Here is a 25,793-nt window from a genome sequence, read left to right on the forward strand (position 1 = left end):
CGCGCCCCTGAGCGTGGCGGCGCACGTTACTCGCCACGCTGCACAGTAGCGGAGAAGCGCTTCACCACGCTGTCAGCCGATGCCGCCTTGCGCCCGGCGGCGATGAGCTGGTCGATCTGCTCGGCTGGCAACTTGAGCCGCGTCGGGATGCCGTTCAGCACCTGTTCCTCGGCCTCGGGGAGATCGCCGAAGCTCACCTGCGTCACGCTGAACTTGATGTCCTCGCAGCGCCAATCGGGGTTCTGCGCCACCAGCGCCGCCTTGCGCTCGTCGGGAAGGCTGCAACGGTAGGTGACGAGATCACGCTCCCAGTTGCGCACCATGGGCAGGAAGCTCGCATAGCTCATGCGCATCGTGCTCTCGATGGCCGTGTCGACGGCCCCCGCCGCGATATCAACGCCCGAGGGCCCGGCCACCTCACGCGCCCAGTCGGCGCTCGGCCCCTGGCCGGCGTCCACCACGATGAACAGCAGCCGCCGCATCGTCGTCGCGTCCTGCTCGGGGATGGGGCCGTACGGCGTGTTCAGCAGCACGCGGCTTTGCAGGATGGCGACGAGACCCAGGTTGTCGGTCAGCCCGCCATCCACCAGCTTCAGGTAACGGCCGGTCTTGGGGTCGAGGTTGTCACGGAACAGCCGGGCCAGCGCCACGCGCAGGCGGTGCTGGTCATCGCCTTCGTCGCCACGGCGCACGTTCAGGCCCGGCGGCAGCTTCAGGTCGCACTGGCCGGGAAAGCGCTCCACGACGACCGGCGCGAAGAACAGCGGCACGGCCATCGATGCCGCCACGGCCTCGGAGACCGGATAACTCGCGAGGTCGCTGCACAGCGCGTCGAACGTGCGCTCGTGGAAGGGAAAGGCCAGCCGGTACTGCACATTGCTCGCATTGATCCACACCACGGGCTGCGGGCGCTTGAACATGTCGGCGAAGGTGGCGCCCTTGAACACGTCCTTCTCCAGCCAGTCGTTGAAGTCGCTGCGATCATTCAGCCCGCCGGCGAACAGCCGACGCAGGTTGTTGGGGTTGAACAGACTGAAACGCAGCCCCGCCTCGCCATCGCGCAGCAGCACCTTGTCGCGGAACTCGCGCAGGCCGTCCACGCCATGCAGGCCGAAATAGGCCGCCGTCAGCGAGCCCCCCGACACGCTGGTGATGAAGCTGACGTCATCCAGCAGCGTGTGCCCCCGCCTGGACGGCATCTCGCGCAGCCCCTCAAGCACGCCATAGGAAAACGCCGCGGCCCGCAGCCCGCCGCCGGAGAAGCTCAGCGCGACAAAGGTGTCCGACTCCACCGGCCGTGGCGCACGCTGCAGCGTCTGAGCTGCCGCCGGCTTGTTGCGCGGCGGGTTCATCGGCGCGCTGGCACAGGCGGCCAGTGCCAGGCAGGTGAGGAGGAGCAGCAGAGCGCGCATCGGGCGGCTTTCGGAGAAGGCGTGGAAGGCCGCCGCATTCTGCCGACGCCGGTGCCGGGTCGCATCCCTCCTTCGGGATGGCACCCCTGCTAGTCCAGCGAAACGGAGAAATCGGCGGCGCGCGAGCCCCTGTCTTTATTCCCAGTGACAATCGCACCATGCTGTTGCCCGACCGGTGGATCGCCCACCTCGACATGGACGCCTTCTATGCGTCCGTCGAGTTGCTGCGCTATCCGCAGCTCAAGGGCGAGGCGGTCGTCATCGGGGGACGCCGTGCAGACGCGCCGCAGCAGTTGGAAGACGGCAGCTGGCGCTACTCGAAGCTGCGCGACTACACCGGCCGCGGCGTCGTCACGACCAGCACCTACGCCGCGCGCGACCTCGGCGTGTTTTCGGCCATGGGCCTCATGAAAGCCGCGCTGCGCGCGCCCGACGCCATCCTGCTGCCAGCCGACTTCGACAGCTACCGCAAGTACTCGCGCCTCTTCAAGGCCGCGGTCGCCGAGGTCGCGCCCGTCATCGAGGACCGCGGCATCGACGAGATCTACATCGACCTGACCGACGTGCCCGGCGTGCGCGACGCCGTGGGCCACGACCCGCTGGGCGGCGTGAAGGCCGTTGCACGCGAGATCAAGAACTCGGTGGGCCGCGCGACGGGGCTGACCTGCTCCATCGGCATCACGCCCAACAAGCTGCTCAGCAAGATCGCCAGCGAGCTGGACAAGCCCGACGGCATCACGGTGCTGACGCTGGACGACATCCCGTCCCGCATCTGGCCGCTGGCCGTGCGCAAGATCAACGGCATCGGACCGAAGGCCGGCGACAAGCTCGTCAAGCTCGGGCTGGAAACGGTGGGCGAAATCGCCGCCGCAGACCCGCGCTGGCTCGTCGAGCAGTTCGGCGACAGCTACGGCAACTGGCTGCACAACGCTTCGCACGGGCGTGATTCGCGCCCCGTCGTCACGCACAGCGAGCCGGTGTCCATCAGCCGCGAGACCACCTTCGAGCGAGACCTGAGCGCCAGGCACGACAAGGTGCTGCTGGGCCAGATCATGGACGAGCTGTGCGAGCGCCTGGCCGGCGACCTGGCACGCAAGCGCTACGCGGGCAAGACCGTGGGCATCAAGCTGCGCTTCGAAGGCTTCGTGACCGTCACGCGCGACCAGACCGTCAAGGTCCCGATCAGCAGTGCCGCCGACATCCGCCACGCCGTGGGCCTGTGCCTCAAGCGCGTCAAGTTCGACAAGCGGCTGCGGCTGATGGGCGTGCGCATCGGCAACCTCGTGCACGCCAGCGAGCTGCAGGCCGCCGCACCCGCGAAGGAGCGCGTCGACGAGCCCAAACGGGAAAACCTCTCGCTCTTTTGATGGCCGACTGGACCTACACCGTCTCCGTGCGCAGCCTGTGCGAGTTCACGGCCAAGCGCGGCAGCCTGGACCGGCGCTTCACGCCGTCCGCCACGGCGCTGGAGGGCCAGGCCATGCAGCTGGCCGTGCTGGCGCGGCGCTCGCCGGGCTACGAGATCGAGCTGCCGCTGGAAGCCGTGCACGGCCACCTGCGCGTGCGCGGCCGCGCCGACGGCTACGAGGCCGACGTGAACCGGCTGGAGGAGATCAAGACCATCCGCGGCCCGGTCGACCTGATCCCCGAAAACCGCCGCGCGCTGCACTGGGCCCAGTTAGAGACCTACGGCGCCCTCATCGCCGCCGACCGCGGGCTGGAGGAGCTGGAGCTGGCCCTGGTCTACGTGGGCGCCGACACGCAGAACGAGACGGTGATCCGCGACAAGCTCACGGCGGCCGCGCTGCAGGCCGCGTTCGAGGGCCGCTGCGCGCAGTTCGAGGCCTGGGCCGCGCAGGAGGCCGCGCACCGCGCGGCGCGTGATGCCGACCTGAGCGCCCTGCCCTTCCCGCTCGGCGAACTGCGCCCGGGCCAGCGCCTGCTGGCCGAGGCCGTCTACCGCGTTGCTGCCAACGGCCGCCACCTGCTCGCGCAGGCGCCTACCGGCATCGGCAAGACGCTGGGCACGCTCTACCCGCTGCTGCGCGCGATGCCCGGCCAGCAGCTCGACAAGATCGGCTACATGACCTGCAAGGGCACCGGCCGCATCACGGCGCTGGAGGCGCTGTCCGCGCTGCGGGAGGCCACGCCGACGAAGGCCTTGCGCGTGCTGACGCTGGTGGCCAAGGATCAGGCCTGCGAGCACCCGACCAAGGCCTGCCACGGTGACGCCTGCCCGCTGGCCCATGGCTTCTACGACAACCTGCCCGCCGCTCGCGCCGAAGCCGTGCAGGCCGGTTGGCTGGACGCATCGGTGCAGCGCCGCATCGCGCTGAAGCACGGCGTCTGCCCCTACTACCTGGGCCAGGAGCTGCTGCGCTGGGCCGACGTCGTCGTCGGCGACGTGCACCACGCCTTCGACCCCTATGGCCAGCTCTACGGCCTCGCGCAGGCGCAGGGCTGGAAGCTCGCGCTGCTGGTGGACGAGGCGCACAACCTCATCGACCGCGCCCGCGACATGTACAGCACCAGCCTCAGCCTGGAGCGCGTGCGCGCGGCGACATCAGACGCGCCCGTCAGCCTGCGCGGGCCGCTGCGTGGGCTGGCCAAGGAACTCGCCACGCTGGGCCGCGCGCAGGCGGCCGACTACGCACCGCTGGCCACCGTGCCCGACGCCCTCGCGGAGGCGCTGCAGCGCGCCAATACGGCCCTCGGCGAGTACGTGCAGAACCACCCGCTCGAAGTCGGCCCGATGCTGGAGTTCTACTTCGACGTGCTGGGGCTGCAGCGCCTGCTCGACCGGCTCGACACGCACTCGCTGTGCGACCTGCAGCGCAGCGCCGCCCCGCGCCAGCCGTCGCCGCTGGACGAGCCGCGCAACCTGTCGCTGCTGGAAGACGACGACGACGGCGCGACCGACGTGCTGCTCTCGGTGCGCAACATCGTGCCCGGCCACTTCCTGAAGGAACGCTTCGAGGGCTGTCACAGCGTCACGCTGTTCTCGGCCACGCTGGGGCCGCCCGATTACCCACGCCAGTTGCTGGGCCTGCCCGACGACACCGCGTGGATCGACGTGCCCGCGCCCTTCCCGCCCGAACACCTGACCGTGCAGGTGGCCCAGCTGTCCACGCGCTGGGAGCACCGCGACGCGTCGCTGAACGCGCTGGTCGACGTGCTCGCGACGCAGTACGAGCAGCACCCCGGAAACTACCTGGCCTTCTTCAGCAGCTTCGACTACCTCGACAAGGCCGCCGCGCGGCTGGCGCTGCGCCACCCCGGGCTGCCGCAATGGAGCCAGTCGCGCAGCATGGGCGATGCGGCGCGGCGCGGCTTCCTCGACCGCTTCGTGGAAGACGGCCGCGGCATCGGCTTCGCCGTGCTGGGCGGCGCGTTCGCGGAAGGCGTGGACCTGCCCGGCACGCGGCTCATCGGCGCCTTCATCGCCACACTGGGCCTGCCGCCCGTGTCGCCGCTGCAGGACCAGGTGCGAGAGCGGCTCGACACGATGTTCGGTGCCGACCACGGCTACGCCGACCTCGTGCCCGGCATGCAGAAAGTCGTGCAGGCGGCCGGCCGCGTGCTGCGCTCGGTGGACGACCGCGGCTGGGTCTGGCTGCTGGACAAGCGCTATGCCCGGCCCGACGTGCGGGCGCTGCTGCCGGCGTGGTGGCAGGTCTAACCCTGACCCATGGCGTGACCGAACTGCGCACTCTGCACTTGCCAGGCCGGTGCGCATCGCAAGAATCCAGGCTCCACCCTTGCCAGGAGTCTCGATGCTCAATCCCCTCGTCCGCCGCGTGCTCGGCTCCGCCCTGCTGCTGGGCGCCGCCTCGGCCTTCGCCCAGGCCCAGGAGATCACGCTGCCGCTGAAGGAGGCATGGTTCGAAGGCCAGATCGTCCATTACGTCAGCACCGACATCTCCGACCCCGGCATCGCCAGGAAGCAGGGCATCAACTACGTGCCTGCGCTGGCGGACACGCTCAAGCCCGGCATGCCGGTCGAGCGCGCCTACAAGTTCCCCGGCGACGAGCAGGCCACCGTGCTGCCGTCCATCCCGCGCCCCGTGGGCGGGGCCAACGCCGATGCGACCTACAGCCCGCTGTGGGTGCTGGTGATGGTCCGCTGGAAGCCCGGCGTCACGCCGCACACGCTGACCTCCGAGGAGGCCGTGCTGGCCGCCGAGGAAAAAGGCGAGGTCGAGCTGACGCGCACGAAGATCGTCGCCAACTGGCCCGTCGTGCGCGCCCGCGGCGCCGCGCTGCAGGGCGTGCACTGAGCACCGTCGAACCCAGTTGTATGGGGATGTTGCCTGGCGTGTCGCACGGCAGCACCCGGTAACCCGGGCCGGCGCCTGGCGTGCGACGCTGGCAGTCTATGAATCTCCGTCGTACCGCCCCATCGCCCGCCCAAAGGAAGACACATCACTTCGCCACGCTGGCCGCCTTGCTGGCGCTGGCCGGTTGCGGCGGCGGTGGTGGTGGTGGCGGCAACGCGGATGCGGGCAGCGCCGGCAGCACCAGCACGACGGGCACCACCACGGGCGGCACGACCACGACGCCGGTCACCACCGCCGGCACGCGGCTGACCTGCAATCTCGCCAACTTCCAGACCGACATGCTGGCCGCCGTCAACGCCCGGCGGCGTGCCGGCGCCACCTGCGGTGCCAACGGCAGCTTCCCCGCGGCGCCGGACCTGGCGTGGAACGCCACCCTCACCCAGGCCGCCGCAGCGCACAGCGACGACATGGTGGCGAACAACTACTTCAGCCACACCGGCAGCGACGGCAGCACGCTGGGCACCCGCGCCACCGCCGCCGGCTATGTGTGGAGCGGCCTGGGCGAGAACATCGCCGCCGGACAGGCCACGGTGGCCGACGTCGTCGATGCCTGGATGAAGAGCGACGGCCACTGCGCCAACCTGATGAACGCGTCGTACAAGGACATCGGCGTGGCCTGCGTGGCAGGCGGTGCCAGCAACACCTATCGCACCTACTGGACGCAGGATTTCGGCACGCCGCGCTAGGCACGCCCACGGTCGCCGCGGCGACCTTCCAGGACCCCAAGGCCCGGCGCTAGACTCCGCGCCCGCCACTACCGCCTGGGGAAGCCCATGATTCTCGGATTCGGTCCGTCGTTCGACCACAACCAGAACGGCATGACCCGCAGCGACATGGAGGCCACCAAGCGCGTGGCGGACCGGCTGGACGAGGTCATCATCTTTCGCTCCACCGGCCCCTGGTCCAAGCGCTGGCTGAACCGCGGCTACCCGAGCAAGAACTTCCACGTCAAGGGCAAGAGCTCCGACTGGGGACCGCACGCCGGCCTGGTGCCCTACGACGGCGTCTACAGCAAGGTCGGCTACGACACCGGCAAGGCGGCCAAAGGCACGGGCGAGAACATCAAGGGCCTGAACTCCGGCTTCGCCGGCAAGACGCCGCTGATGCTGACGCGAGAGCAGATCCAGGAACAGCTGACCGTGCCCGAAGGCAATCCGAAGCGCACGGCCATGGAAGCCATCCACGACGTGCCGGGCAGCAAGGACAAGATCCTCATCGCCCGCCGCAGCGGCGACAAGCAACTCGTCGCCTTCCGCGCCGTGGCTCAGGCGGACGGCAGCTTCGAGATCCGCCTCTACCCGATCGGCTCGCTGATCCCCAACATCAACACCATCCTCGACAAGGACAGGGACGGCAAGCGGTCCATTCCCTTCGAGGTGATGACCTCCAACGAGATCGGCGCCGGCCTGCCGATGACCGGCGACTACGACCTGTTCGCGATCTGCCCGTCATGGGCGCAGTACGGCAGCGCTGCGCCGCGCGACATCGTCAAGGCCGGCATCCAGAACGCCGACGGCCAGTTGCACAAGGGCGTCGCCTTCCGCGCCGGCCAGGGCATGGACAACGTGCTCGACCCGTCGCTGAACACGCAAAGCCGCAAGGGCGATTTCGGGCTGCGCAAGGACGCCCGTCTCGGCGCCATCGGCGCGCTGACCAAGCAGCAGTCGGACGCCTACCGAGGCGCCTCGCTGCACAGCGAGCACGGCGACATGGGCAACCTCACGCCACGCATCCTGCGCTGCATCAACGAACTCAACGTCGCGATGGGCGCGGTGGGAGAAAACGCCTCGCGGCGACGCGTGCACCACAACGCCGAGTCACACCGCAACCGCGCCTTCGGTGCGCTGACGCGTGACGACATGACGACGATCAAGGAAGGCGAGAGCTACGGCGACGGCTTCCCGCTGACGGTCTTCCAGCCCCGCTCCATCTACAGCGGCGCGGCTCTCTCGACTCATTTCAAGCCCTGCGCCCGCTACGGCGACGTCTGCACGCTGGAGGACCTCGCGGACTTCAAGGCCTATGCGGACGCGTTGAAGGCCTCCGGCTACTACGTGCCCAAGAACTGGATCTGGGGTGTCTGAGGCTCGCCGAATTTCCTGCCGCAAGCTACGCTGTCGGCCCCAGGAACTCTTGCGGGCATGCCCATGAAACGCGTCACCGGCATCGGCGGCATATTCTTCAAGTCCAAAGACCCCAAGGCGCTGAACGAGTGGTACCAGCGCCACCTCGGCATCAACGTCAGCCCCTGGGGCGGCGCCAAGTTCCAGTGGGCCGAGGACAACCCCGGCGGTGCCGGCATGACGCTGTGGACGCCCTTCAAGGCCGACACCGACTACTTCGCGCCGAGCACCGCGCCCTTCATGATCAATTTCCGCGTCGCGGACCTGCACGCGCTGCTGGCGGCGCTGCGGGCCGAAGGCTGCGAGGTGCTGGAGAAGGTGGACGAGTCCGAGTACGGCAAGTTCGGCTGGGTCATGGACCCGGAAGGCAACAAGCTGGAGCTGTGGGAGCCGCCGGCCGGCCGGTGAGCGAATCCACCGGGGCGGCGTCAGGCCCCGATTCCCAGGCTCAGGCGAAGCTTCTTTGGCAGCTTGCCCGCTACCAGTTCGTGCGAGCGCTTCACCAACGCCTTCAGTTCCGCCAGCGGCAGCGCCTTGGCGTCCGACACGGCCACCCAGTGGTAGCGCGCCGCGTAAGGCGCGGGTGCCAGGCCGGGCAGCCCGGTCAGCTCCAGGAAACGGTGGTCGTCCACCTTGAAGCTGCAGTGCGTCCACGTCCCCGGGTGCGGGCCACCAACGAGAAACATCTTGCCGCCGACGCTGGCGACCCAGTCGGCGCCCCACTTGATGTCCTGCGTGGCGCCGGGCAGCGCCATGGCGAATCGGGCGAGGGCTGAAAAACTCATGGCGATGAGTGATTGATCCGCTGGCGTGCAATTCTCACGCTAACGATCCGCATTGCGGGAAATCGCTGCGTCACGCGCTCACACGCGGGGGCCGCCCGACGCGAGGCATGGCAGACAATCGCGGTAGAGCCTTGTCGGTCCCATCCGGTCCGGCAGCCAGGGCCACGCTGGTCGCCGCCGGACACCCCGGCCCTCCATCACGAGTCGTTTGCAAGATGAATTCCCGAGATTCCGGCCTTGGCCAACTCCCGACGGCATCCACGCTCACGTCGCCGCCGGTCAATCCCGTCGAGCACGGGCTCGCCCTCTTCACCGCTGTGACGCCCGACTACCGTCGCGCCGTCGGCTGGTTCCGCGCGGCCGCGGAGTCCAACGACGGTGACGGCCTGGCGATGCTGGGCCTGTGTCAGCTCGAAGGTCTGGGCATGCCTGCCGACCCGGTGCAGGCCCGCGTGCTGCTGGAGCGCGCGGCGGCGCGCGGCAGCGCCATCGGCCGCTTCCAGTTCGGCCGCGTGCTGATGACCGGCCGCGGCGGCCCGGCCGATGAATCCCGCGGCCTGTCGGCCTATATCGCGGCGGCCGCCGCGGGCCATGGCGAAGCCACCTTCAACCTCGCCAACTGCCTGTACGCCGGCGTGGGCTGCCTGCCCGACCGACTGGCCGCCAAGGCTCTGTACCTGCGCAGCCGCACGCTCGGCTGCACGCTGCGCCCACAAGGCGTGCTGGTGCATAAGCGCGAGCTGAAGGCCGTGCGCACGCTGGCCCTGCGCTTCGCGGATGCGAACCGGCTGATCTTCCTGATCCAGGAGCGCCAGCAGGAGCTGGCCCTGGTGCAGGCAATCACGCAGCCCAAGCCGCGCCCCGCGGCCAGCCCGACCAAGCCACAGGCCTGGCGGTTTGCCGCCAGCGTCGTCGCCGCCATGGCAGGCACGCTGGGGGGCTACCTGCGCCCGCCCTCACGCGACGCCGGGCCGACAACGCTGACGTTCTGACGCCCCGGGGCGCTCCGCACCCACCCGCTGGGTACGATGCCCGCATGACCCTGCGCCCCATACGCCTGCCGTCGCTGGACGCGCTGCTCGCCTTCGATGCCGTGGCGCGCGCCGGCAGCTTCGAGGCTGCCGCGGCCGAACTGGCTTTGACGGCCAGTGCCGTCGCCAAGCGCGTGGCCGGGCTGGAGGAGCGGCTGGACCAGCCGCTGTTCGTGCGCCAGCCGCCCCGCGGCCTGAGCCTCACGCCCGCCGGCCACGAGTACCTGCCGCAGGTGCGCCAGGCGCTGGCGCTGCTGCAGGCCATGCCGCTGCACCAGCGTGCCGGCCCGCGGCGCGAGCGGCTGCGCGTCAGCTCCACGCCGACGTTCGCGCGCCAGCTCATCGTGCCTGCGCTGCCCGGCTTCACGGCCGCCCATCCTCACATCGAGCTGGAGCTGACGCTGTCAGTGCCGCTGCTGGCCGAGGGCGACGCGGGCGCGGACGTCGAGATCCGCCATGGCGCCGTGCCAGACGACATCGCCGCCGACCAGGTGCTGCTGCACGACCGGCTCACGCCACTGGCCTCGCCGGCGCTGCTGGCCCGCCACGCCCCGCTGCAAACGCCCGCCGACCTGCTGGCGCTGCCGCTGCTGCGCACGCCGCTGCAGCCTTGGGCGCCGTGGCTGGCCGCCGCGGGACTGGCCGACACACCCGAGCCGGACGACGGCCCCCGCCTCGTCGACCTGGGCCTGGTGCTGGCCGCCGCGCTGGCCAGCCAGGGCGTGGCGCTCGCGCGGCTGAGCCTGGCCCGCCACGAGCTGGCCGAGGGCGCCCTGGTGCAGCCGTTCGCGCTGACGGTGCCGGCCGAGCGGCACTACGGCCTCGTCATGCACCGGCCCAGCCCGGCGGCCGAGGCGTTCGCGAACTGGCTGCGCAACCACTGCCAGGGGCTCGACGGCGCGGAAAACTCTTCCGGCGCCCGCTGAGGTTTTTTCCGACACGGCCGGGGCGAGGCGGCCTAGCATGCCGGTCTTTCCCAGCCCCGCGATCCCGCCATGCCCGTCATCACCCGCATCGAAGACCTGCGCCAGCTCGCCGAGAAACGCGTGCCGCGCATGTTCTACGACTACGCCGACTCCGGCTCCTGGACCGAAGGCACCTACCGCGCCAACGAAAGCGACTTCCAGGCCATCAAGCTGCGCCAGCGCGTGGCCGTCAACATGGAAGGCCGCAGCACGGCCGTGAAGATGATCGGCCAGGACGCCAAGATGCCTGTGGCCATCGCGCCGGTGGGCCTGACCGGCATGCAGCACGCCGACGGCGAGATCCATGCCGCGCGTGCCGCCGAGAAGTTCGGCATTCCGTTCACACTGTCGACGATGAGCATCTGCTCCATCGAGGACATCGCCGAGAACACCTCGGCGCCGTTCTGGTTCCAGCTCTACATGATGCGCGACCGCGACGCGATGGCCCGCATGATCGAGCGCGCCCGCGCCGCCAAGTGCTCGGCGCTGGTGCTGACGCTGGACCTGCAGGTCATCGGCCAGCGCCACAAGGACCTGAAGAACGGCCTCACCGCCCCGCCGCGGCCCACGCTGGCCAACATCATCAACCTCGCCACCAAGCCGCGCTGGTGCCTGGGCATGGCTGGCACGAAACGCCACACCTTCCGCAACCTCGTGGGCCATGTGAAGGGCGTCAGCGACATGCGTTCGCTGTCGGCCTGGACCAACGAGCAGTTCGATCCGCGCCTGTCCTGGGCCGACGTCGCCTGGGTCAAGGAAAAGTGGGGCGGCAAGCTGATCCTGAAGGGCATCATGGAAGTCGAGGACGCCAAGCTGGCCGTGCAGGCCGGCGCGGATGCCATCGTCGTCAGCAACCATGGCGGCCGCCAGCTGGACGGCGCACCGAGCAGCATCCACGCGCTGCCCGCCATCGTGGCCGAGGTGGGCTCGCAGATCGAGGTCTGGATGGACGGCGGTATCCGCTCCGGCCAGGATGTGCTGAAGGCCTGGGCGCTGGGTGCCCGCGGCACGATGATCGGCCGGGCGATGGTCTACGGCCTGGGCGCGATGGGCGAGGAAGGTGTCGCCAAGGCGCTGGCCATCCTGCACAAGGAGCTGGACGTGACGATGGCCTTCTGCGGCCACACGCAGCTGACGAACGTGACACGCGACATCCTCAGGGCCGGGACCTACCCGACTGCCTGAGCGGCCCGAGTCACCAGGGCGTGCCGGCCGGCGTGCCCTGGTGGTAGAGCAACTGCCAGGCGTCGCTCGTCTTCACCCACACCGACGAACGCAGCGTGTGCCGCGTGAGCGTGCCGTCGGGCTGGCGCTGGGCCGAGCGGTAGGTCAGCAGGGCCGCCGCGGGGCCCAGTGAACGCACGGCAAAGGCGTCGGACACGACATCGACCAACGCGCCGTTCCCCTCGCCCTGTTCCGCCAGGAAGCTCAGCACCGTCGGCCGGTCGTACGGAAAGCCGGATCGACCGACCTCATGAAAGCCGGCATGCAGCAGCGCCTGCAGCCGAGCCTCTTCGAGAGGCACGCCGGGATGGTGCAGCGTCACCTCGAGGCGCTGCAATTCGAACAAGAGCTCATCCATGCGTCGCATTGTCCGGGCGGCCTTCGCCGGCGCGCCGCTCGAAATGCAAGCGGTCGTACCAGACACCGCCCAGCAGGAAGCTCTGCGTCGAGCGGCCGAACTCGCGGAAGCCGTTGCGCAGCAGCACCTTGATCGAACCCTCGTTGCCGACGCGGGCGTTGGCCTCCAGCCGCACCAGGCCCAGCTCGCCGAAGGCCTTCTCCAGCACCAGCCGCACCGCCTCGCTCGCATAGCCCTTGCCGCAGGCGGACTCGGCCATGCGGTAGCCGAGGTCGGCCATCTGAAAGTGCGTGCGCCTCACGCCGATCAGGTTCACGCGGCCGACCAGCTCGCCCGCGTCGGTGCGCACGAGGAACTGGTAGCCCTTGTCCTCCGCGGCCTCGCGCTCGGCCAGCACGATGGCGGCGCGCACGCCGTCGGGTGAGTAGTAGGCCGCGGGGCGTGAGTTGATGCGCGCCTCGAAGAAGGCGCGGTTGTCGGTCTCGAAGCGCAGCAGTTCGTCGGCGCAGTCGAGGGTGGGCGGGATGAGCTGGAGGGTGGGCATGGCACCCGCATTGGAGCAGCCCTCGGCAGCATGCCCGATCACCGCAGCAGATCCGCTAGGGCCTGTTCACGCTACGGAAGCAGGCCGCGTTGTGACCAGAAAGCCTGCGAGCAAGGCGCAAACCGCAGCCGGGTTCGATACCCGGCAAGGATTTGCAACGCCGCGCGCAGGTTTTCTGGCCACAACCCGAAGGGAAGGCCCGCCGCCAGGGGCCACTCAGCGTTGCACCGCTGGCCCGCATATCAATGCGGGCTGCGCGCCGCGCCTTGATTGGCCCCTGGCGGCGGGCCTTCGCGGCCTACTCCCGTAGCGTGAACAGGCCCTATGCTGCGCTCTGGAGGTGCCATGCGACTGACCCGTTTTGCCGGCCTGCTGGCCACGCTGCCGCTGCTGACAGCCTGGGCCCAGCCGGCCATGCCGTCCGGCGCCGCCATCGACGCCGAAGTCGCGCGGCTGATGAGGGTGACGAAGGCCCAGGGCCTCGCGGTCGCCGTGGTCGACGAAGGGCGCGTGACCCACGTGGCCGCCTACGGCAAGCGCAACGCGGTGGGCGCCCCGCTACAGACCGACACCGTCATGTACGCCGCCTCGCTGACCAAGACCGTGTTCGCCTTCACCCTGATGCAACTGGTGGAGGAAGGCCGGCTCGACCTCGACCGGCCGCTCGCCGCCTACCTCGACAGGCCCTTGCCCGACTACCCGCTGGACGCCAGGTACGGCCCCTGGCGCGACCTGGCCGGCGACGAGCGCTGGCGCACGCTGACCGCGCGCATGCTGCTGACGCACAGCGGCGGGTTCGCCAACTTCGTCTCGCTGGAACCCGACCGCAAGCTGCGCATTCACTTCGACCCGGGCACGCGCTACGCGTATTCGGGCACGGGCATGACCCTGCTGCAGTTCGTGCTGGAGCGCGGGCTGGGGCTGGACGTCGGCGCCGAGATGCAGCGCCGCGTGTTCGAGCCGCTGCGCATGGCGCGCACCGCCATGACGTGGCGAGCCGACTTCCGCCCCAACCTGGCCGACGGCTGGACCAGCGACGGCCAGCCGCGGCCGCACGACGAGCGCCGCCGGGTGCGCGTGGCGGGCTCGATGGACACGACCATCGCCGACATGGCCCGCATGGCCGCCGGCTACGTCAACGGACAGGGCCTGTCCGCGGCGGGTGCGGCCGCGCTGACGTCGCCGCAGTTGCCCATCACGACGGCCACGCAGTTCCCGACGCTGCAGGCCGAGTTGCCGCCGGAGCAGCGCCGCCCCGACCTCGCTGCCGGGCTGGGTGTCGTCGTCTTCGACGGGCCGCAGGGGCCGGGCTTCTACAAGGGCGGGCACGACGACGCCACCGGCAACACCTGGGTCTGCGTCAAGGCGCACAAGCGCTGCGTCGTCATCCTCGCCAACGACGTGCGCGCCGAAGCGGCCTTCCCGCGCCTCGTCGGGTTCATCCTCGGCGAGACCGGCGCGCCGTGGCGCTGGGAGTACGGCAGCCTGCGCTTCGCGGACTGAGCGTCACAGCGAACGGCGCAGGAAGGCGGCGATGTCCGCGAACAGCTGCGGCTGCAACGCGAGCCGATCGAAGCCGGGCGGGTCCTGCGAGGGTGGAAAGTCTGGCCGCGTCATGGCCGGCGGAAACGCACTGAGGAAGGAGAAGTGGCCGGCGCCATCGACCATTTCATGCGCGACACGCGCCGGGTCGGGCACGCCATTCAACACGGTGGCGGCATGCTCGGCCGGCGTGACCGCATCGCGGCTGCCGGTGCGCATCAGGATCGGCTGGGTCACGCCACGCAACGCGCCGTCGGCCATGAACCAGAACACGGCCGGCGCCAGCAGCACCAGCGCACCGATGCGGGCGTCGGGCGTCACGTCGACCGGGTGCGGATGGCCATCAGGCGACTCGTGCGGCCCACACCAAGGCCGCCCGCCGGCTGCGGCCAACGCCGTGTAGCCGCCGATGGACAGGCCCGCGGCCCCCACCGGCCCGCGGTCCAGGCAGGGCCCCAGCAGCGCATCGCCGCGCGCCGCATCGATGGCCAGCGACACATGCCGAGGCCGGTTGCGCAGGTTGGCCAGCGTGCCGGCGAGGCTGGCGTCGTGGCGACTGTTCCCCACGTGTTCCGGCAGCGCCACTGCGAAACCGGCCCGCGCCAGGTGCGCCGCCAGATCGCGCAACGTCCACGGCGAGCCGTTGTTGCCGTGCGAGATGACGACCAGCGGCAGGCCCGCGCCCGCAGGTTCGGCATCCCACGCGGCGCTCACGTCGTAGGGCCCGAACTGCCGCGTGACGGCGGCGACACGGGCCGGGTACATCAGCACCAGCGGGATGTCGGCGCCCTGCACCGCATCACGAAAGGAAACCAGCCGGCAACCGGCCGTGAGGTCGGCCGTCATCTCAGCCAGCCGTCCGCGGGCCGCACATGATGACGGCCATGCCGGCCAGGCACAGCGCCACGCCGATCCAGTCGGTCGTCGTGGGCCTGACCTGGTCCACCACCATCAGCCACACGATGGCCACGCCGATGTAGACGCCGCCGTAGGCCGCATAGACCCGGCCCGCGGCCGTCGGATGCAGCGACAGCAGCCACGCGAACAGCGCCAGGCTCGCCGCGCCCGGCAACACCAGCCAGGCCGAGCCGCCCTGCTTGAGCCACAGCCAGGGCAGGTAGCAGCCGACGATCTCCGCCAGTGCGGTGACGACGAAGAGTGCAAGGGTCTTCAACATGTCCATGCGTCATTGTGGGCACGCCGCTGCCCGCATTCATCCTGCGGGAACGCCATCATTTCACGCATTGCATTTATCAAATTTATCATTTGCATTTCATTTTTTCTGACTCGACTTCTAGACTGAACAGCATTCCGACCCGTCCGGCTTGAATGCCGTGCTCCGAACCATCGTCACCCAGAGGAAGCCCATGCGCCGAGAAACCACCGTCGCCCAGCGACTCATCCTGGGCTTCGGCCTGCTGCTGACACTGCTCTTGCTCATCGCCGGCTTCGCCTGGCGCGCGCTCGACCGCTCGGACGCCGCCATGAAGAGCGTCTACGAGGACCGCACGGTGCCGATGGGGCAATTGGGCGACATCCGCTACCTGGCCACGCGTGACCGCGTCATCCTGAACGACGCCGCCCAGGCCGAGGACGCGGCGCGCACGGAGAAGCGCCTCGCCGAGTTCGACGCGAACCGGGCCACGGCCAAGGCACGCTGGGTCGATTACATGGCCACCTTCCTGACGCCGGAGGAAGCGCTGCTAGCCAAAAAACAGGTCGGCGACATGCAGGCCTACGTCGACGACGGCCTGCGCCCCGCCGCGGAAGCGCTGCGGCGTCATGACTACGCCGCCAGCCGCGAGTTGCTGGGCGGCGCGGTGAGCCGCCTCTCGCCGCCCACTGAGAAAAGCCTGGAATCCCTGCTGGCGCTGCAGGTGCGCGTGGCCAAGGAAACCTACGAGGACGCCAGCGCGGAGAACCACCGACAGCTGCTGTTCATCCTGCTGCTGGGCATCGCCAGCGGCGTGATCGCCAGCGTCACGACGACGCTGATCACCCGCCGCATCACCCGCCAGCTGGGGGCCGAACCGCACGAGCTGGCGGCCGTGGCCAACCGCGTGGCATCGGGCGACCTCACGCTGCAGGCCACCACCCGAGTCGCGCCCGCGGGTAGCGTGATGGCTTCGATGCAGTCGATGCGCCAGACGCTGAACCAGCTCGTGCACACGGTGCGCCAGGGTGTCGACAGCGTGGCCACCGCCAGCGGCCAGATCGCCCAGGGCAACCACGACCTCAGCGCACGCACGGAGGAGCAGGCTTCCAGCCTGCAGCAGACGGCTGCGTCGATGGAGCAGCTCAACAGCACCATCCAAAGCACTGCCGGCAATGCGCAGGACGCCCAGCGCCGGGCGCAGGACGCCGTGCAGGTGGCCCGCCGCACAGGCAGCGCGATGGACAACGTCGTGCAGACCTTCGGCGGCATCCAGCAGGCCAGCCGCCGCATCGCCGACATCATCGGCGTCATCGACGGCATCGCCTTCCAGACCAACATCCTGGCGCTGAATGCCGCGGTCGAGGCCGCACGCGCCGGCGAACAGGGCCGAGGCTTCGCCGTGGTGGCTAGCGAGGTGCGCACGCTGGCGCAGCGCAGCGCCGAGGCGGCCAAGCAGATCAAGCAGCTGATCACCGAGTCCGTCGAGCAGATCGACAGCGGCTCGGCCCTCATCGGCGGCGTGGGTGGCACCATCCGCGAGGTGGTGGAGCAGGTGGAAGGCGTCAGCGGCCTCATCGCGCAGATCGCGCTGGAGGCCTCGGAGCAGAGCGCCGGCGTGTCGCAGATCGACGGGGCCATGCAGCAGCTCGACACCACCACGCAGCAGAACGCCGCGCTCGTGGAGGAAGCCGCCGCCGCGGCCGCCAGCCTGCGGCACCAGGCCGATCTGCTCTCCAGCGCCGTCGCCGCCTTCAAGGCGGAGCCGGCCATGGCCTGACGCGCGAGGTCAGTCTTTCAGGCTGCGCACCAGACGCAACGGCAGGCGCTCGCGCTTGGGCATGTCGCCACGCACCTCGCCGCTGCGTGCGTCCACCGCCCAGCCGGCCTGCACGACCAGCCGGTTGGCCTGCGTCTCGGTCACGCCGCGCTGCACGTTGCGGTAGGCATAGGGGTTCACGGACTCGCTCTCGATGCGCACGGTGCTGGTCCAGTACCAGCCCGGGGGCGCGGCCGGCGCCAGCGTGGCGGGCTGCGGTGCGTGCGCCAGCCGGTCGGCGAAATGCTTGAGCTCGGGCACGCGCGGCACGCGCCAGGCATGCCCATCGGCCTGGCTGCGCGCACGCGCCATCGCCAGTGCCTCGGCATGCGTGAACAGCGCCGGCTGGCCCTGGCAGGCGTGGCCGTCCCAGCGCATGCCTTCGACGCAGCGCGACCAGGCCTGGCCGCTGGCGGCGTCGATCAACTCCGTGCCATCGGCGCCAGGCACGAAGCCGGGCGCGGCGGGAGGCGGTTCGGCGCCACGGGCCAACGTGGCGAGAGTCAGCAAGGCAGTGAAGACAGCGGTGCGCATCACCGCATCCTGCCTCAGCGGCCGGCCGCCGTCACCAGCGCCAGCGCTTCGGCCGGCGTCACGGGGCCGTCGCCGGGCAGTTCGACGACGATCAGATAGCCGGCCAGGTCGGCACGCGGGCTGGCCGCCGCGTAGGTCTGCGCGAGCGTGAGCTGGCGGCTCGCGAGCAGACGGCCGGTGGCCGGGTCCCAGTCCTCGCTGGAAATCAGGCAGCCCTGCTGCGGCGCGCCGGGGAACCAGGGGCTGCCGGCGTAATAGGCCGGATTGATCGTGTTGCCGTGTACCAGCAGCTCATCGCGGCCGGCGCGGCCGGCCAGCCAGGCTTCCTTGAGCGGCGACACGCCGCGCCAGCTCTCGGGCAGGAAGCTGTCGTACACGGCCTCGCTCCAGTCGGCGGCGGCCTCGGCGTGCTCGAACTCGGCCGGCGTGGCCTCGATGGGCAGCTTGGTGTGCAGGTACGGCGTGGGGCCGATGTTGGGGTTGGTGGCCGTGCCGGCACCGACCAGCGTGAACAGGCCCTGCGGCGTGTTGCCGTTGGTGAGGGTGCCCGGCAGGCCGGTACGCGCCAGCGCCAGCTGCGGCGACGTGAACAGCTGGCCCGCCGCGTCACGCACGAAGCGGCCATCGGCCGCACGCACCAGCGCCAAGCCCAGCTGCTGGCGGCCGGGGCGCTGCAGGCTGACGATGGCCGGGAAGCCCGGCCGCAGCGGCGCGGCCAGCAGCTCTGGGACAGGCGGCGGCACGGCGGCGGAGGGCGTGAGGCGACGCATCAAGGCGGTCAGCCGCGGGTCGTCGGCCCAGGCGGGGAACTGCTGCGGCACCAGCGCACGCAGGCGGTCGGCCGCGGCACCGTCGGCCTGCAGCAGCGTGTAGGCGGCGATGGCGAAGGGCTTGCTGGCCGTCAGCTGCGGCAGCAGCGGCCAGAGCAGCGGCGCGGCGTCCTGCGCATAGAGCGTGTGCGCGGCGGTCAGCAGCGCGCGCTGGAACTCGGGGTCTCGCTGGTCCAGCGTCGGCAGCGCATCGAGCAACAGCGGCCGGGCCGCGGGGATCTCGGCGTTGTACTGCGCGACGAGGTCGAACAGCTTGGGCAACGCCGCATCGCGCTCGGGGCCGGCCGGCAGCGCGAGGCGGGCGCGGATGTCGGCCACCGCCGCCTCGCGCAGCGCGCGTTCGCCGTCGACGGACGTGGCGGGCCAGGAGAAATCGGCGGGCTTCAGCGCCAGCAGCTCGGCGGCGGTGTAGCGCTTCTCGGCAGGGGATGGCTGCTGGGGCGTCAGCGGGGCGCAGGCGGTCAGGGCAAGCGCGGACAGGAGAAGCAGTGAGCGGAAATTCATGGCGGCGATGATGGCCGCTGTCGAAATCCGGGCGGCTGCTTCGTCGTAGTGTCAGGCATCCCGCCCTCCCAAAGCCGCCACCAAGGAACTCCGATGAAGCGTCTGTTCGCCCCTGTCCTCCTGCTCGCTGCCAGCCTTGCCCAGGCCGCGCCGGTCACCTACGACATCGACCCCACGCACACCTACCCCAGCTTCGAGGCCGACCACATGGGCATGTCCTACTGGCGCGGCAAACTGACGAAGAACAGCGGCACCATCGTCTACGACAAGGCCACCGGCGCCGGCAGCGTGGATGTGCTGCTCGACCTGGCCAGCATCGACTTCGGCCTGGATGCGATGAACGCCTGGGCCAGGGGCGACAAGTTCTTCAACGTCGACAAGAACCCGACGGCCACGTTCAAGGGCCGCTTCGACGGCGCCACGGGCGGCGTGCCCGCCCGCGTGGTGGGCGAGCTGACGCTGAACGGCAAGACCAGGCCGATGACGCTGACGGTCAACCAGCTCAAGTGCACGGCCCACCCGATGCTCAAGCGGGACTGGTGCGGTGCGGACGCGTCGGGCAGCTTCAACCGCGAGGACTTCGGCCTGAGCGCGGGGAAGGACTGGGGCTTCAAGATGGATGTCAATTTGCGCATCCAGGTGGAAGCCGTGGCGAAGGAGTAGAGCGCCAACCGCCCATGAAAAAACGCCTCCGAGGAGGCGTTTTTCTTTGGGCCTGGTGGCTTACTTGATACCCATCTCGTCGAGCAGACGCGTGGTCTTGTCGACGGTGCTCATCTGCCACAGCATGTAGCGCGAATCCAGGCAGATGCTGCGGACCATCTTGGGGTTGAAGTCCCAGTCCGAGATCACCGCATCCAGCGTGCCGTCGAACAGCAGCCCCACCAGCTCGCCCTTCTTGTTCAGCACCGGGCTGCCGGAGTTGCCGCCGGTGGTGTCCAGCGTCGACAGGAAGTTCACCGGCACCGAGTTCAGCGACTTCACGTAGTAGTCGCCGAAGTTGCGCGCCTTGATGGCGGCCAGCTGTTCGGCCGGCGCGTTGAACTCGCCACCGGCCTCGTCCGGGCCCTTGTGCTTGGCGACGATGCCGTTCACGGTCGTGAAGGCCTTCCAGGTCTCGCCGTCGCGGCCGATGTCGCGGCCCTGCACCTTGCCGAAGCTGATGCGCAGCGTGCTGTTGGCGTCGGGGTAGACGGCCTCGCCGCGGCTGGCGTGGTAGTCGATCAGCGCCTGCTGCGCACCCGCATAGGCCTTCTGCAGCTTGCCGGCCAGTTCCTTGTCGCGGTTCTCGCGCATCTGGTCGTCGTCGTACAGCGCGACGGCAGCCTTGATGAAGGCATCGTCACTGGCCTTGAAGGCCGCGACATCCTTGTCCAGCCAGGCCATCCGGGTGGCGGTGTCGGACAGCTTGCTGCCGGCGTAGAGCTTGTCGATCTGCGCGCGGATGCCGGCTTCGTCCTGGCCGGCCTTCAGACCCAGCGTGTTCAGCCAGGCGGCGTCCAGCGTGTCGGCCGGCTGCGCGAGGTATTGCGCGAGGAAGTGGGCGACCAGACGCTTGTCGCTTTGCTCGTCGTAGCGGCGGTCCAGCGACTGCTGGCTGGCCTTCAGGCGCGGCAGATCGCGCTCCTGATAGCCGCTCTTGCGCTCGGCGTCGGGCTTGGCGCGCTGCTCGGCGATCTCGTAGAGCTGGCGCGCCGAGTTCAGCAGTGCCGGCGACATGAAGTTCATCAGCAGCTCGGCGCGCACGATGCGCTGGCGCTCGGCGATCAGGCTCTCGGTGGTCGTCAGGTCGGCGCCGTACTTGGCCTGGCGCTCGGGCGAGCCGTTGACCCAGGCCTTGAGCTTGGCGAAGTCGGCCTGCTTGCGGGCCAGGATGTCGCTGCCGTCCCAGCTCTGCTGCTGGCCTTCGAGGTTCTTGAAGTAGTTCTGCAGGCCCTGCATGCGCGCGGCCATCTTGATCTCGCCGTCACGGCGGCCGGCGGTCTCGGCCTTGATGATGGCGATGGACTCGCCCATGGCCTTGATCATGGCCGGCTGCTGCCAACCGAAGGCGAAGTCGACTTCGGTGGGCAGTCGGTGGCGGTTGGTGCGGCCCGGGTAGCCGGTGACCATGACGAAGTCGCCCTCGTTCAGCGGGCTGGTCTTTGGCGACGCGACCTGCAGATGCAGCTTGGGCTGGTAGGGCTTGTTGTCCTTGCTGAAGTCGGCCGGCTTGCCGTCCGGGCCCACATAGGCGCGGTAGAAGCTGTAGTCGCCCGTGTGGCGCGGCCACATCCAGTTGTCGGCATCACCGCCGAACAGGCCCACGCCGGTGGCCGGTGCGTGCACCAGGCGCACGTCGCGGATCTCGAGCTGCTTGATCAGTTGGTACTGCAGGCCGCCGAAGAAGGGGTAGACGTTGCAGCGGTGGCCGACATCGGCCTCGCAGGCGGCGACCAGCTTCTTCTCGGTGGCCTCGATGGCGTCGGTGCGCGCCTTGCCGGCCAGCGCCAGCGTCTGCGGGTTCAGGATGTCGGCCGTCACGTCCTTCATGTCGACGGTGACGAGGATGCGGCTACCGGGCGCGGCGGGCAGCTCGTCGGCCAGAGTCGCGGCGTAGAAGCCGGTCTTCAGCAGGTCGCGGTCGGGCTTGGAGTTGTACTGGATGCTGCCGTAGGCGCAGTGGTGGTTGGTGACCACCAGACCCTGCGGCGACACGAAGCTGGCCGTGCAGCCGCCCAGCGAGACGACGGCGCCCATCGGGAAGGCGGTCAGGTCCTTGAGCTTGGCCGGGTCCAGCGCCAGGCCGTCGGCCTTCAGCGCCTTGGAGATCTGCGGCAGTTGCTTGGGCATCCACATGCCTTCTTCGGCATGGGCGGTGGTGGCCAGCGCCGCCAGAGCAGCAGCGGCCAGCAGCGAGAGAGTGTGACGGTTCATCGGGCGGTTCGGCAAAAAGACGAAACCGCGAGCGTACTGCGGGACGGCCGGACGACCCGAGTGAGGAAAGACAGGCTTCGGACGGAGAGAAGCCTCGGGCAGACCCTTAGGCCTCAGTGCGCCATGCCGATCCACTCACCGGCGGATTGGTAGGCGTCGAACAGGTCCAGCGCCAGGTCGCACAGCCCCGGGTGGTCGCTGGCCAGGCCGTCCGCCAGGCGCTCGTGGACGTAGTGGCGGTCGTAGAGCATGCGCGTGGGGTTGATGGGCAGGCCCGCGTCGTTCATCAGCTGGCCGAAGCGCAGCAGGTCGCGGCTGCTGACCGGGCCGTGGGTGGCGCCGGCCACCGTCAGGCCCAGCGCGCGGATGTCGCCCAGATGCACGCCGTGCGCGATCTTGAGGCCCGTGTCCTGCTGCCAGGCATGCCCCGGATCGCCCAGGCCGCGGGGTTCGTCGGCGGGAACGGGGATCAGGTGCAGCGGGATCAGCATGGCAGCACCGCCCGGCCGTCCGAAGGTGCTGACACGCCCCCCTGGGGGGCCGCGAACGGAGTGAGCGTGGGGGTTGTCATGGCGGCCTCGTCGGACTTCTGGCGTGTGCCGTCATCGTGCCGGGGCCTCGGAAAACTGAAGGGCGGATAAAGGCGGAAAAGCCGGCCTTAACGACCGCTGATGCGGCTCAAGTTCACCCGATGGGCGGCGTTCCACGCAACCGGACCAGGTCATGCCGGCGGCACGCCACGGTCCGCAACGTCACCCGGAACGGCCCGCGGACGCACCCCGGTCTGGCATGCTTTGCACGCTTCATTCCTCTACCAGGGACCGACACGATGAACATCACCGGAGCCTGCCACTGCGGCGCCATCGCCTTCGCGGCCGAGATCGACCCGTCTCGCGTGGTGGTCTGCCACTGCAACGACTGCCAGGTCATGTCCGGCGCGCCGTTCCGGGCGGTCATCCCGACGCCCATCGACAAGTTCTCGCTGTTGCGCGGCTCGCCCAAGACCTACGTGAAGGTCGCGCAGAGCGGCAACCGGCGGGCGCAGGTGTTCTGCCCCGACTGCGGTACGGCGTTGTGGGGCACGGCGCCGGAGAACGCCACGGCGGTGGTCATCCGGCTGGGCTGCATCGACCAGCGCGCGCAGCTGAAGCCGGGCTTCCAGATCTGGCAGCACTCCGAGCAGCCATGGGTCGACGGTTTGCGGGATGTAGCAGGGGCGCCGCAGCAGTAGCCGCGGCGACTCGCTCAGGTCTTGGGCAGCGTGACCCCCACCTGCCCCTGGTACTTCCCGCCGCGGTCCTTGTAGCTGGTCTCGCAGACCTCGTCGCTCTCGAAGAACAGCACCTGCGCGCAGCCTTCACCGGCGTAGATCTTGGCCGGCAGCGGCGTCGTGTTGCTGAACTCCAGCGTCACATAGCCTTCCCACTCGGGCTCGAACGGCGTCACGTTGACGATGATGCCGCAGCGGGCGTAGGTGCTCTTGCCCAGGCAGACGGTCAGCACGTTGCGCGGGATGCGGAAGTACTCCACCGTGCGCGCCAGCGCGAAGCTGTTGGGCGGGATGATGCAGACGTCCTTGTTGATGTCGACGAAGCTGTTTTCGTCGAAGTTCTTCGGGTCCACCACCGTCGAGTGGATGTTGGTGAAGACCTTGAACTCGGGAGCGCAGCGGATGTCGTAGCCGTAGCTGCTGGTGCCGTAGCTGACGATCTTGCGGCCGTTCTGCTCGCGGATCTGGCCGGGCTCGAACGGCTCGATCATGCCGTGCTGCTCGGCCATGCGGCGGATCCATTTGTCGCTCTTGATGCTCATTGCGCTTTGCGGTCTTGTCTGCGAGAGACCCGCATTCTCACGCCTACGCAAGACATCGCCAGTGCGGCTATCGCATCGGCGGCGCCTTGGTTCTCTCGCCAGCCTCGTACCCGGCTGCAAAGATGTCACGGGACGGTGGCTCGTGTGCCCAGTCCCACGTGTCCTGAAAGTCCAACCAGGCCCTCTCGACAGGATCGTCTTCCCGGGGACGATCAAACCAAGCCATCAATCGAGCAAATCCACGCGCGATGACTCCCATCGCTTCCCCCTGAATCCCTAATTCTTGGGGGGATGTTACACAAAGACCTAACCAGCAAAGAAATCGGAGCCTCTACCCACCCGTGGGTCTTCAACGCGGCAGAACCCCGTCGAAATACATGCCGCCGTCCAGGTCCAGCACGAAGCCCCTGACCGCCGCGCGTTCGGGAACGGCCAGACGGCCGTGGGCGATGGGGCTCCACGGCAGCTCCTGCATGGCAATGCGCTGCGCCTTGGCGTAGATCGGCTTGCGCTCTTCCCGCGTGAGGGCCTGGCGGGCCTCGGCCAGCAGCTTGTCATAGGCCGGGCTGCACCAGTAGGTGCCGCTGTTGGCGCCGCAGGCCAGCTGGCCGAAGGTGTTGGCGGGCTCGGGGTCGCTGTTCCAGCCGCTGAGGGCCGTGTCGTGCTCGCCGGCGTCGATGCGGCGCAGGTACTCGCCCCACTCATAGCTGACGATGCGCGCCGTGACGCCCACCTTGGCCCAGTCGGCCTGGATCATCTGCGCCATGCGCTGGCCGTTGGGGTTGTAGTTGCGCACCACGGGCATGGCCCACAGCGTGAGGTTCAGCGGCAGCACGCCGGCCTTCTGCAGCAGCGCCCTGGCCTGGGCCGGGTCGTAAGGTGTGGGCTTGAGGGTGTCGTCGTGCGCCCAGTTGGCGGCCGGCACGGTGCTGCGGGCCAGCGTGCCGGCGTCGCCGTAGACGGCGCGGATGATGGCGGCCTTGTCGATCGCCATGTCCAGCGCCCGGCGTACGTCGACCTTGGCGAGCGCCGGGCGGTGCGTGTTGTAGGCCAGGTAGCCGATGTTCATCCCCGGCACCGTGGCGAGCTTGACGGCGGAGTCGCGCTGCAGCTCGGCCAGCTCGGCAGGCCCGACCGGCGCAGCGATGTCGCACTCATCACGCCTGAGGCGCTGGGCGCGCACGCTGGCATCCGGCGTGACGGCGAAGACGAGCTGGTCTGCGCGCGGGCGCTCGTCCCGGCGCCACCACGTCGGGTGCTTCACGTAGCGGATGACGCTGTCGGCGCGGAAGCTCTTGAGTTGAAAGGGGCCGGTGCCGACCGGCATCTGCGCGATGCGCTGCGGCGTGCCCGCCTTCAGCAGCTGGGTACCCAGCTCGGCGGACTGGATCATCGTGAACATGAAGCTCAGCGCCGACAGGAAGGACGCGTCGCGCTCGGCCAGCGTGATGCGCACCTGGTACTCGCCGAGCTTCTCGACCTTGCGGATCAACTTCTCCCAGCCCAGCGACAGCACATAGGGCGACACGCTGGGCAAGGCCTTGGCGAACGCGCTGTCGCGGCTGAGCAGGCGGCCGAAGGTGAACAGCACGTCGTCGGCATTGAACTCGCGCGTCGGCCTGAAGCCGTCGACGGTGTGCCAGGTCACGCCACGACGCAGCTCGAAGGTGTAGGCCAGACCGTCCGGGCTGATCGTCCAGCCCGTGGCCAGGCCGGGGACGAGCTGGTCGGTGCCGCGCTTGAGTTCGACGAGCGTGCCGAAGACCGGGCCGTCGGCCACATGGTCAACATAGCTGTCGCTCATGGCCGGGTCGAAGGTCTTGGGGCTGCCGGCCGTGCAGAAGCGCAGCGTCGTGTCGGCGCCGGCCCAGAGCGGCAGCGCCAGCAGGCAGGCAGCCATCCAC

25 protein-coding genes are annotated in these 25,793 nt (G+C 69.5%); 13 read left to right on the forward strand and 12 right to left on the reverse strand.

What is annotated here, in order from left to right; translation table 11 throughout:
• Positions 1–26: 26 nt before the first annotated feature.
• Positions 27–1,412 carry a patatin-like phospholipase family protein gene (locus ACG04R_RS21930; protein ID WP_394415755.1) on the reverse strand — a complete coding sequence of 462 codons (1,386 nt, stop codon included), beginning with the start codon at positions 1,410–1,412 and terminating at the stop codon, positions 27–29.
• A 158-nt stretch (positions 1,413–1,570) separates the two neighbouring features.
• Here ACG04R_RS21930 and ACG04R_RS21935 point away from each other — a divergent pair, with 158 nt between their 5' ends.
• The 6 genes from ACG04R_RS21935 (at position 1,571) to ACG04R_RS21960 (ending at position 8,280) form a co-directional block, all read left to right on the forward strand.
• Complete coding sequence (locus ACG04R_RS21935; protein ID WP_394415756.1) at positions 1,571–2,779, forward strand: DNA polymerase Y family protein; 1,209 nt, start codon at positions 1,571–1,573, stop codon at positions 2,777–2,779.
• A complete protein-coding gene (locus ACG04R_RS21940) occupies positions 2,779–5,091 on the forward strand; it encodes an ATP-dependent DNA helicase (RefSeq protein WP_394415757.1) in 2,313 nt (770 codons plus the stop codon). Before ACG04R_RS21935 ends, ACG04R_RS21940 begins: the two co-directional genes overlap by 1 nt.
• 94 nt (positions 5,092–5,185) lie before the next feature.
• Positions 5,186–5,689: a DUF7482 domain-containing protein gene (locus ACG04R_RS21945; RefSeq protein WP_394415758.1), complete on the forward strand. Its 504-nt coding sequence runs from the start codon at positions 5,186–5,188 to the stop codon at positions 5,687–5,689.
• A gap of 98 nt (positions 5,690–5,787) precedes the next feature.
• Positions 5,788–6,435, forward strand: coding sequence for a CAP domain-containing protein (locus tag ACG04R_RS21950; RefSeq protein ID WP_394415759.1), 648 nt, complete (start codon positions 5,788–5,790; stop codon positions 6,433–6,435).
• A gap of 87 nt (positions 6,436–6,522) precedes the next feature.
• Complete coding sequence (locus ACG04R_RS21955; RefSeq protein ID WP_394415760.1) at positions 6,523–7,833, forward strand: anthrax toxin-like adenylyl cyclase domain-containing protein; 1,311 nt, start codon at positions 6,523–6,525, stop codon at positions 7,831–7,833.
• A 57-nt stretch (positions 7,834–7,890) separates the two neighbouring features.
• Positions 7,891–8,280, forward strand: coding sequence for a VOC family protein (locus ACG04R_RS21960; RefSeq protein WP_394415761.1), 390 nt, complete (start codon positions 7,891–7,893; stop codon positions 8,278–8,280).
• 20 nt (positions 8,281–8,300) lie between these two features.
• On the opposite strand, the gene ACG04R_RS21965 is transcribed toward ACG04R_RS21960, so the two are convergent.
• Positions 8,301–8,657 carry an MmcQ/YjbR family DNA-binding protein gene (locus ACG04R_RS21965; RefSeq protein WP_394415762.1) on the reverse strand — a complete coding sequence of 119 codons (357 nt, stop codon included), beginning with the start codon at positions 8,655–8,657 and terminating at the stop codon, positions 8,301–8,303.
• 215 nt (positions 8,658–8,872) lie between these two features.
• Here ACG04R_RS21965 and ACG04R_RS21970 point away from each other — a divergent pair, with 215 nt between their 5' ends.
• From ACG04R_RS21970 to ACG04R_RS21980, 3 genes are all read left to right on the forward strand, one after another.
• The gene (locus ACG04R_RS21970) at positions 8,873–9,649 is read left to right on the forward strand and encodes a tetratricopeptide repeat protein (protein WP_394415763.1); all 777 of its coding nucleotides are present in this window, start codon (positions 8,873–8,875) and stop codon (positions 9,647–9,649) included.
• Positions 9,650–9,693: 44 nt separating this feature from the next.
• The gene (locus tag ACG04R_RS21975; protein ID WP_394415764.1) at positions 9,694–10,614 is read left to right on the forward strand and encodes a LysR substrate-binding domain-containing protein; all 921 of its coding nucleotides are present in this window, start codon (positions 9,694–9,696) and stop codon (positions 10,612–10,614) included.
• Between the two features lie 69 nt (positions 10,615–10,683).
• Positions 10,684–11,838: an alpha-hydroxy acid oxidase gene (locus tag ACG04R_RS21980; RefSeq protein WP_394415765.1), complete on the forward strand. Its 1,155-nt coding sequence runs from the start codon at positions 10,684–10,686 to the stop codon at positions 11,836–11,838.
• 10 nt (positions 11,839–11,848) lie between these two features.
• On the opposite strand, the gene ACG04R_RS21985 is transcribed toward ACG04R_RS21980, so the two are convergent.
• Together ACG04R_RS21985 and ACG04R_RS21990 are read right to left on the reverse strand one after the other, a co-directional pair.
• Positions 11,849–12,235: a nuclear transport factor 2 family protein gene (locus tag ACG04R_RS21985; RefSeq protein WP_394415766.1), complete on the reverse strand. Its 387-nt coding sequence runs from the start codon at positions 12,233–12,235 to the stop codon at positions 11,849–11,851.
• Positions 12,228–12,779 (reverse strand): GNAT family N-acetyltransferase, encoded by a 552-nt coding sequence (locus tag ACG04R_RS21990; RefSeq protein WP_394415767.1) that lies wholly within the window; start codon positions 12,777–12,779, stop codon positions 12,228–12,230. Before ACG04R_RS21990 ends, ACG04R_RS21985 begins: the two co-directional genes overlap by 8 nt.
• Before the next feature lie 345 nt (positions 12,780–13,124).
• Here ACG04R_RS21990 and ACG04R_RS21995 point away from each other — a divergent pair, with 345 nt between their 5' ends.
• Positions 13,125–14,282 carry a serine hydrolase domain-containing protein gene (locus tag ACG04R_RS21995; RefSeq protein ID WP_394415768.1) on the forward strand — a complete coding sequence of 386 codons (1,158 nt, stop codon included), beginning with the start codon at positions 13,125–13,127 and terminating at the stop codon, positions 14,280–14,282.
• A gap of 3 nt (positions 14,283–14,285) precedes the next feature.
• On the opposite strand, the gene ACG04R_RS22000 is transcribed toward ACG04R_RS21995, so the two are convergent.
• The gene (locus tag ACG04R_RS22000) at positions 14,286–15,167 is read right to left on the reverse strand and encodes an alpha/beta hydrolase family protein (protein ID WP_394415769.1); all 882 of its coding nucleotides are present in this window, start codon (positions 15,165–15,167) and stop codon (positions 14,286–14,288) included.
• Position 15,168: 1 nt separating this feature from the next.
• Positions 15,169–15,504: a YnfA family protein gene (locus tag ACG04R_RS22005; protein WP_394415770.1), complete on the reverse strand. Its 336-nt coding sequence runs from the start codon at positions 15,502–15,504 to the stop codon at positions 15,169–15,171.
• A 184-nt stretch (positions 15,505–15,688) separates the two neighbouring features.
• Here ACG04R_RS22005 and ACG04R_RS22010 point away from each other — a divergent pair, with 184 nt between their 5' ends.
• Positions 15,689–17,254, forward strand: coding sequence for a methyl-accepting chemotaxis protein (locus ACG04R_RS22010; RefSeq protein WP_394415771.1), 1,566 nt, complete (start codon positions 15,689–15,691; stop codon positions 17,252–17,254).
• A gap of 9 nt (positions 17,255–17,263) precedes the next feature.
• Here ACG04R_RS22010 and ACG04R_RS22015 read toward each other — a convergent pair whose 3' ends face one another.
• Positions 17,264–17,827, reverse strand: coding sequence for an Lcl domain-containing protein (locus tag ACG04R_RS22015; protein ID WP_394415772.1), 564 nt, complete (start codon positions 17,825–17,827; stop codon positions 17,264–17,266).
• A gap of 14 nt (positions 17,828–17,841) precedes the next feature.
• Positions 17,842–19,161 carry a hypothetical protein gene (locus ACG04R_RS22020; protein WP_394415773.1) on the reverse strand — a complete coding sequence of 440 codons (1,320 nt, stop codon included), beginning with the start codon at positions 19,159–19,161 and terminating at the stop codon, positions 17,842–17,844.
• Positions 19,162–19,254: 93 nt separating this feature from the next.
• Here ACG04R_RS22020 and ACG04R_RS22025 point away from each other — a divergent pair, with 93 nt between their 5' ends.
• Positions 19,255–19,824 carry a YceI family protein gene (locus ACG04R_RS22025; RefSeq protein WP_394415774.1) on the forward strand — a complete coding sequence of 190 codons (570 nt, stop codon included), beginning with the start codon at positions 19,255–19,257 and terminating at the stop codon, positions 19,822–19,824.
• 60 nt (positions 19,825–19,884) lie between these two features.
• Here the strand turns inward: ACG04R_RS22025 and ACG04R_RS22030 are convergent, their stop codons facing one another.
• Entirely contained in the window at positions 19,885–22,077 is a 2,193-nt protein-coding gene (locus ACG04R_RS22030) for a S46 family peptidase (protein WP_394415775.1), read from the reverse strand.
• Between the two features lie 113 nt (positions 22,078–22,190).
• Positions 22,191–22,568, reverse strand: coding sequence for a hypothetical protein (locus ACG04R_RS22035; protein ID WP_394415776.1), 378 nt, complete (start codon positions 22,566–22,568; stop codon positions 22,191–22,193).
• 338 nt (positions 22,569–22,906) lie between these two features.
• Here ACG04R_RS22035 and ACG04R_RS22040 point away from each other — a divergent pair, with 338 nt between their 5' ends.
• Entirely contained in the window at positions 22,907–23,308 is a 402-nt protein-coding gene (locus ACG04R_RS22040; protein WP_394415777.1) for a GFA family protein, read from the forward strand.
• 14 nt (positions 23,309–23,322) lie between these two features.
• Here the strand turns inward: ACG04R_RS22040 and dcd are convergent, their stop codons facing one another.
• Positions 23,323–23,889, reverse strand: a complete 567-nt coding sequence (gene dcd, locus ACG04R_RS22045; protein WP_394415778.1) for a dCTP deaminase — start codon at positions 23,887–23,889, stop codon at positions 23,323–23,325.
• A 349-nt stretch (positions 23,890–24,238) separates the two neighbouring features.
• On the reverse strand, positions 24,239–25,789 hold the full coding sequence (locus tag ACG04R_RS22050; RefSeq protein WP_394415779.1) for an ABC transporter substrate-binding protein: 1,551 nt from the start codon (positions 25,787–25,789) through the stop codon (positions 24,239–24,241).
• Positions 25,790–25,793: the final 4 nt, after the last annotated feature.

The organism is Pelomonas candidula (assembly GCF_043555985.1).
In the GTDB taxonomy this organism is placed as follows: Bacteria; Pseudomonadota; Gammaproteobacteria; order Burkholderiales; family Burkholderiaceae_C; genus Pelomonas; species Pelomonas candidula.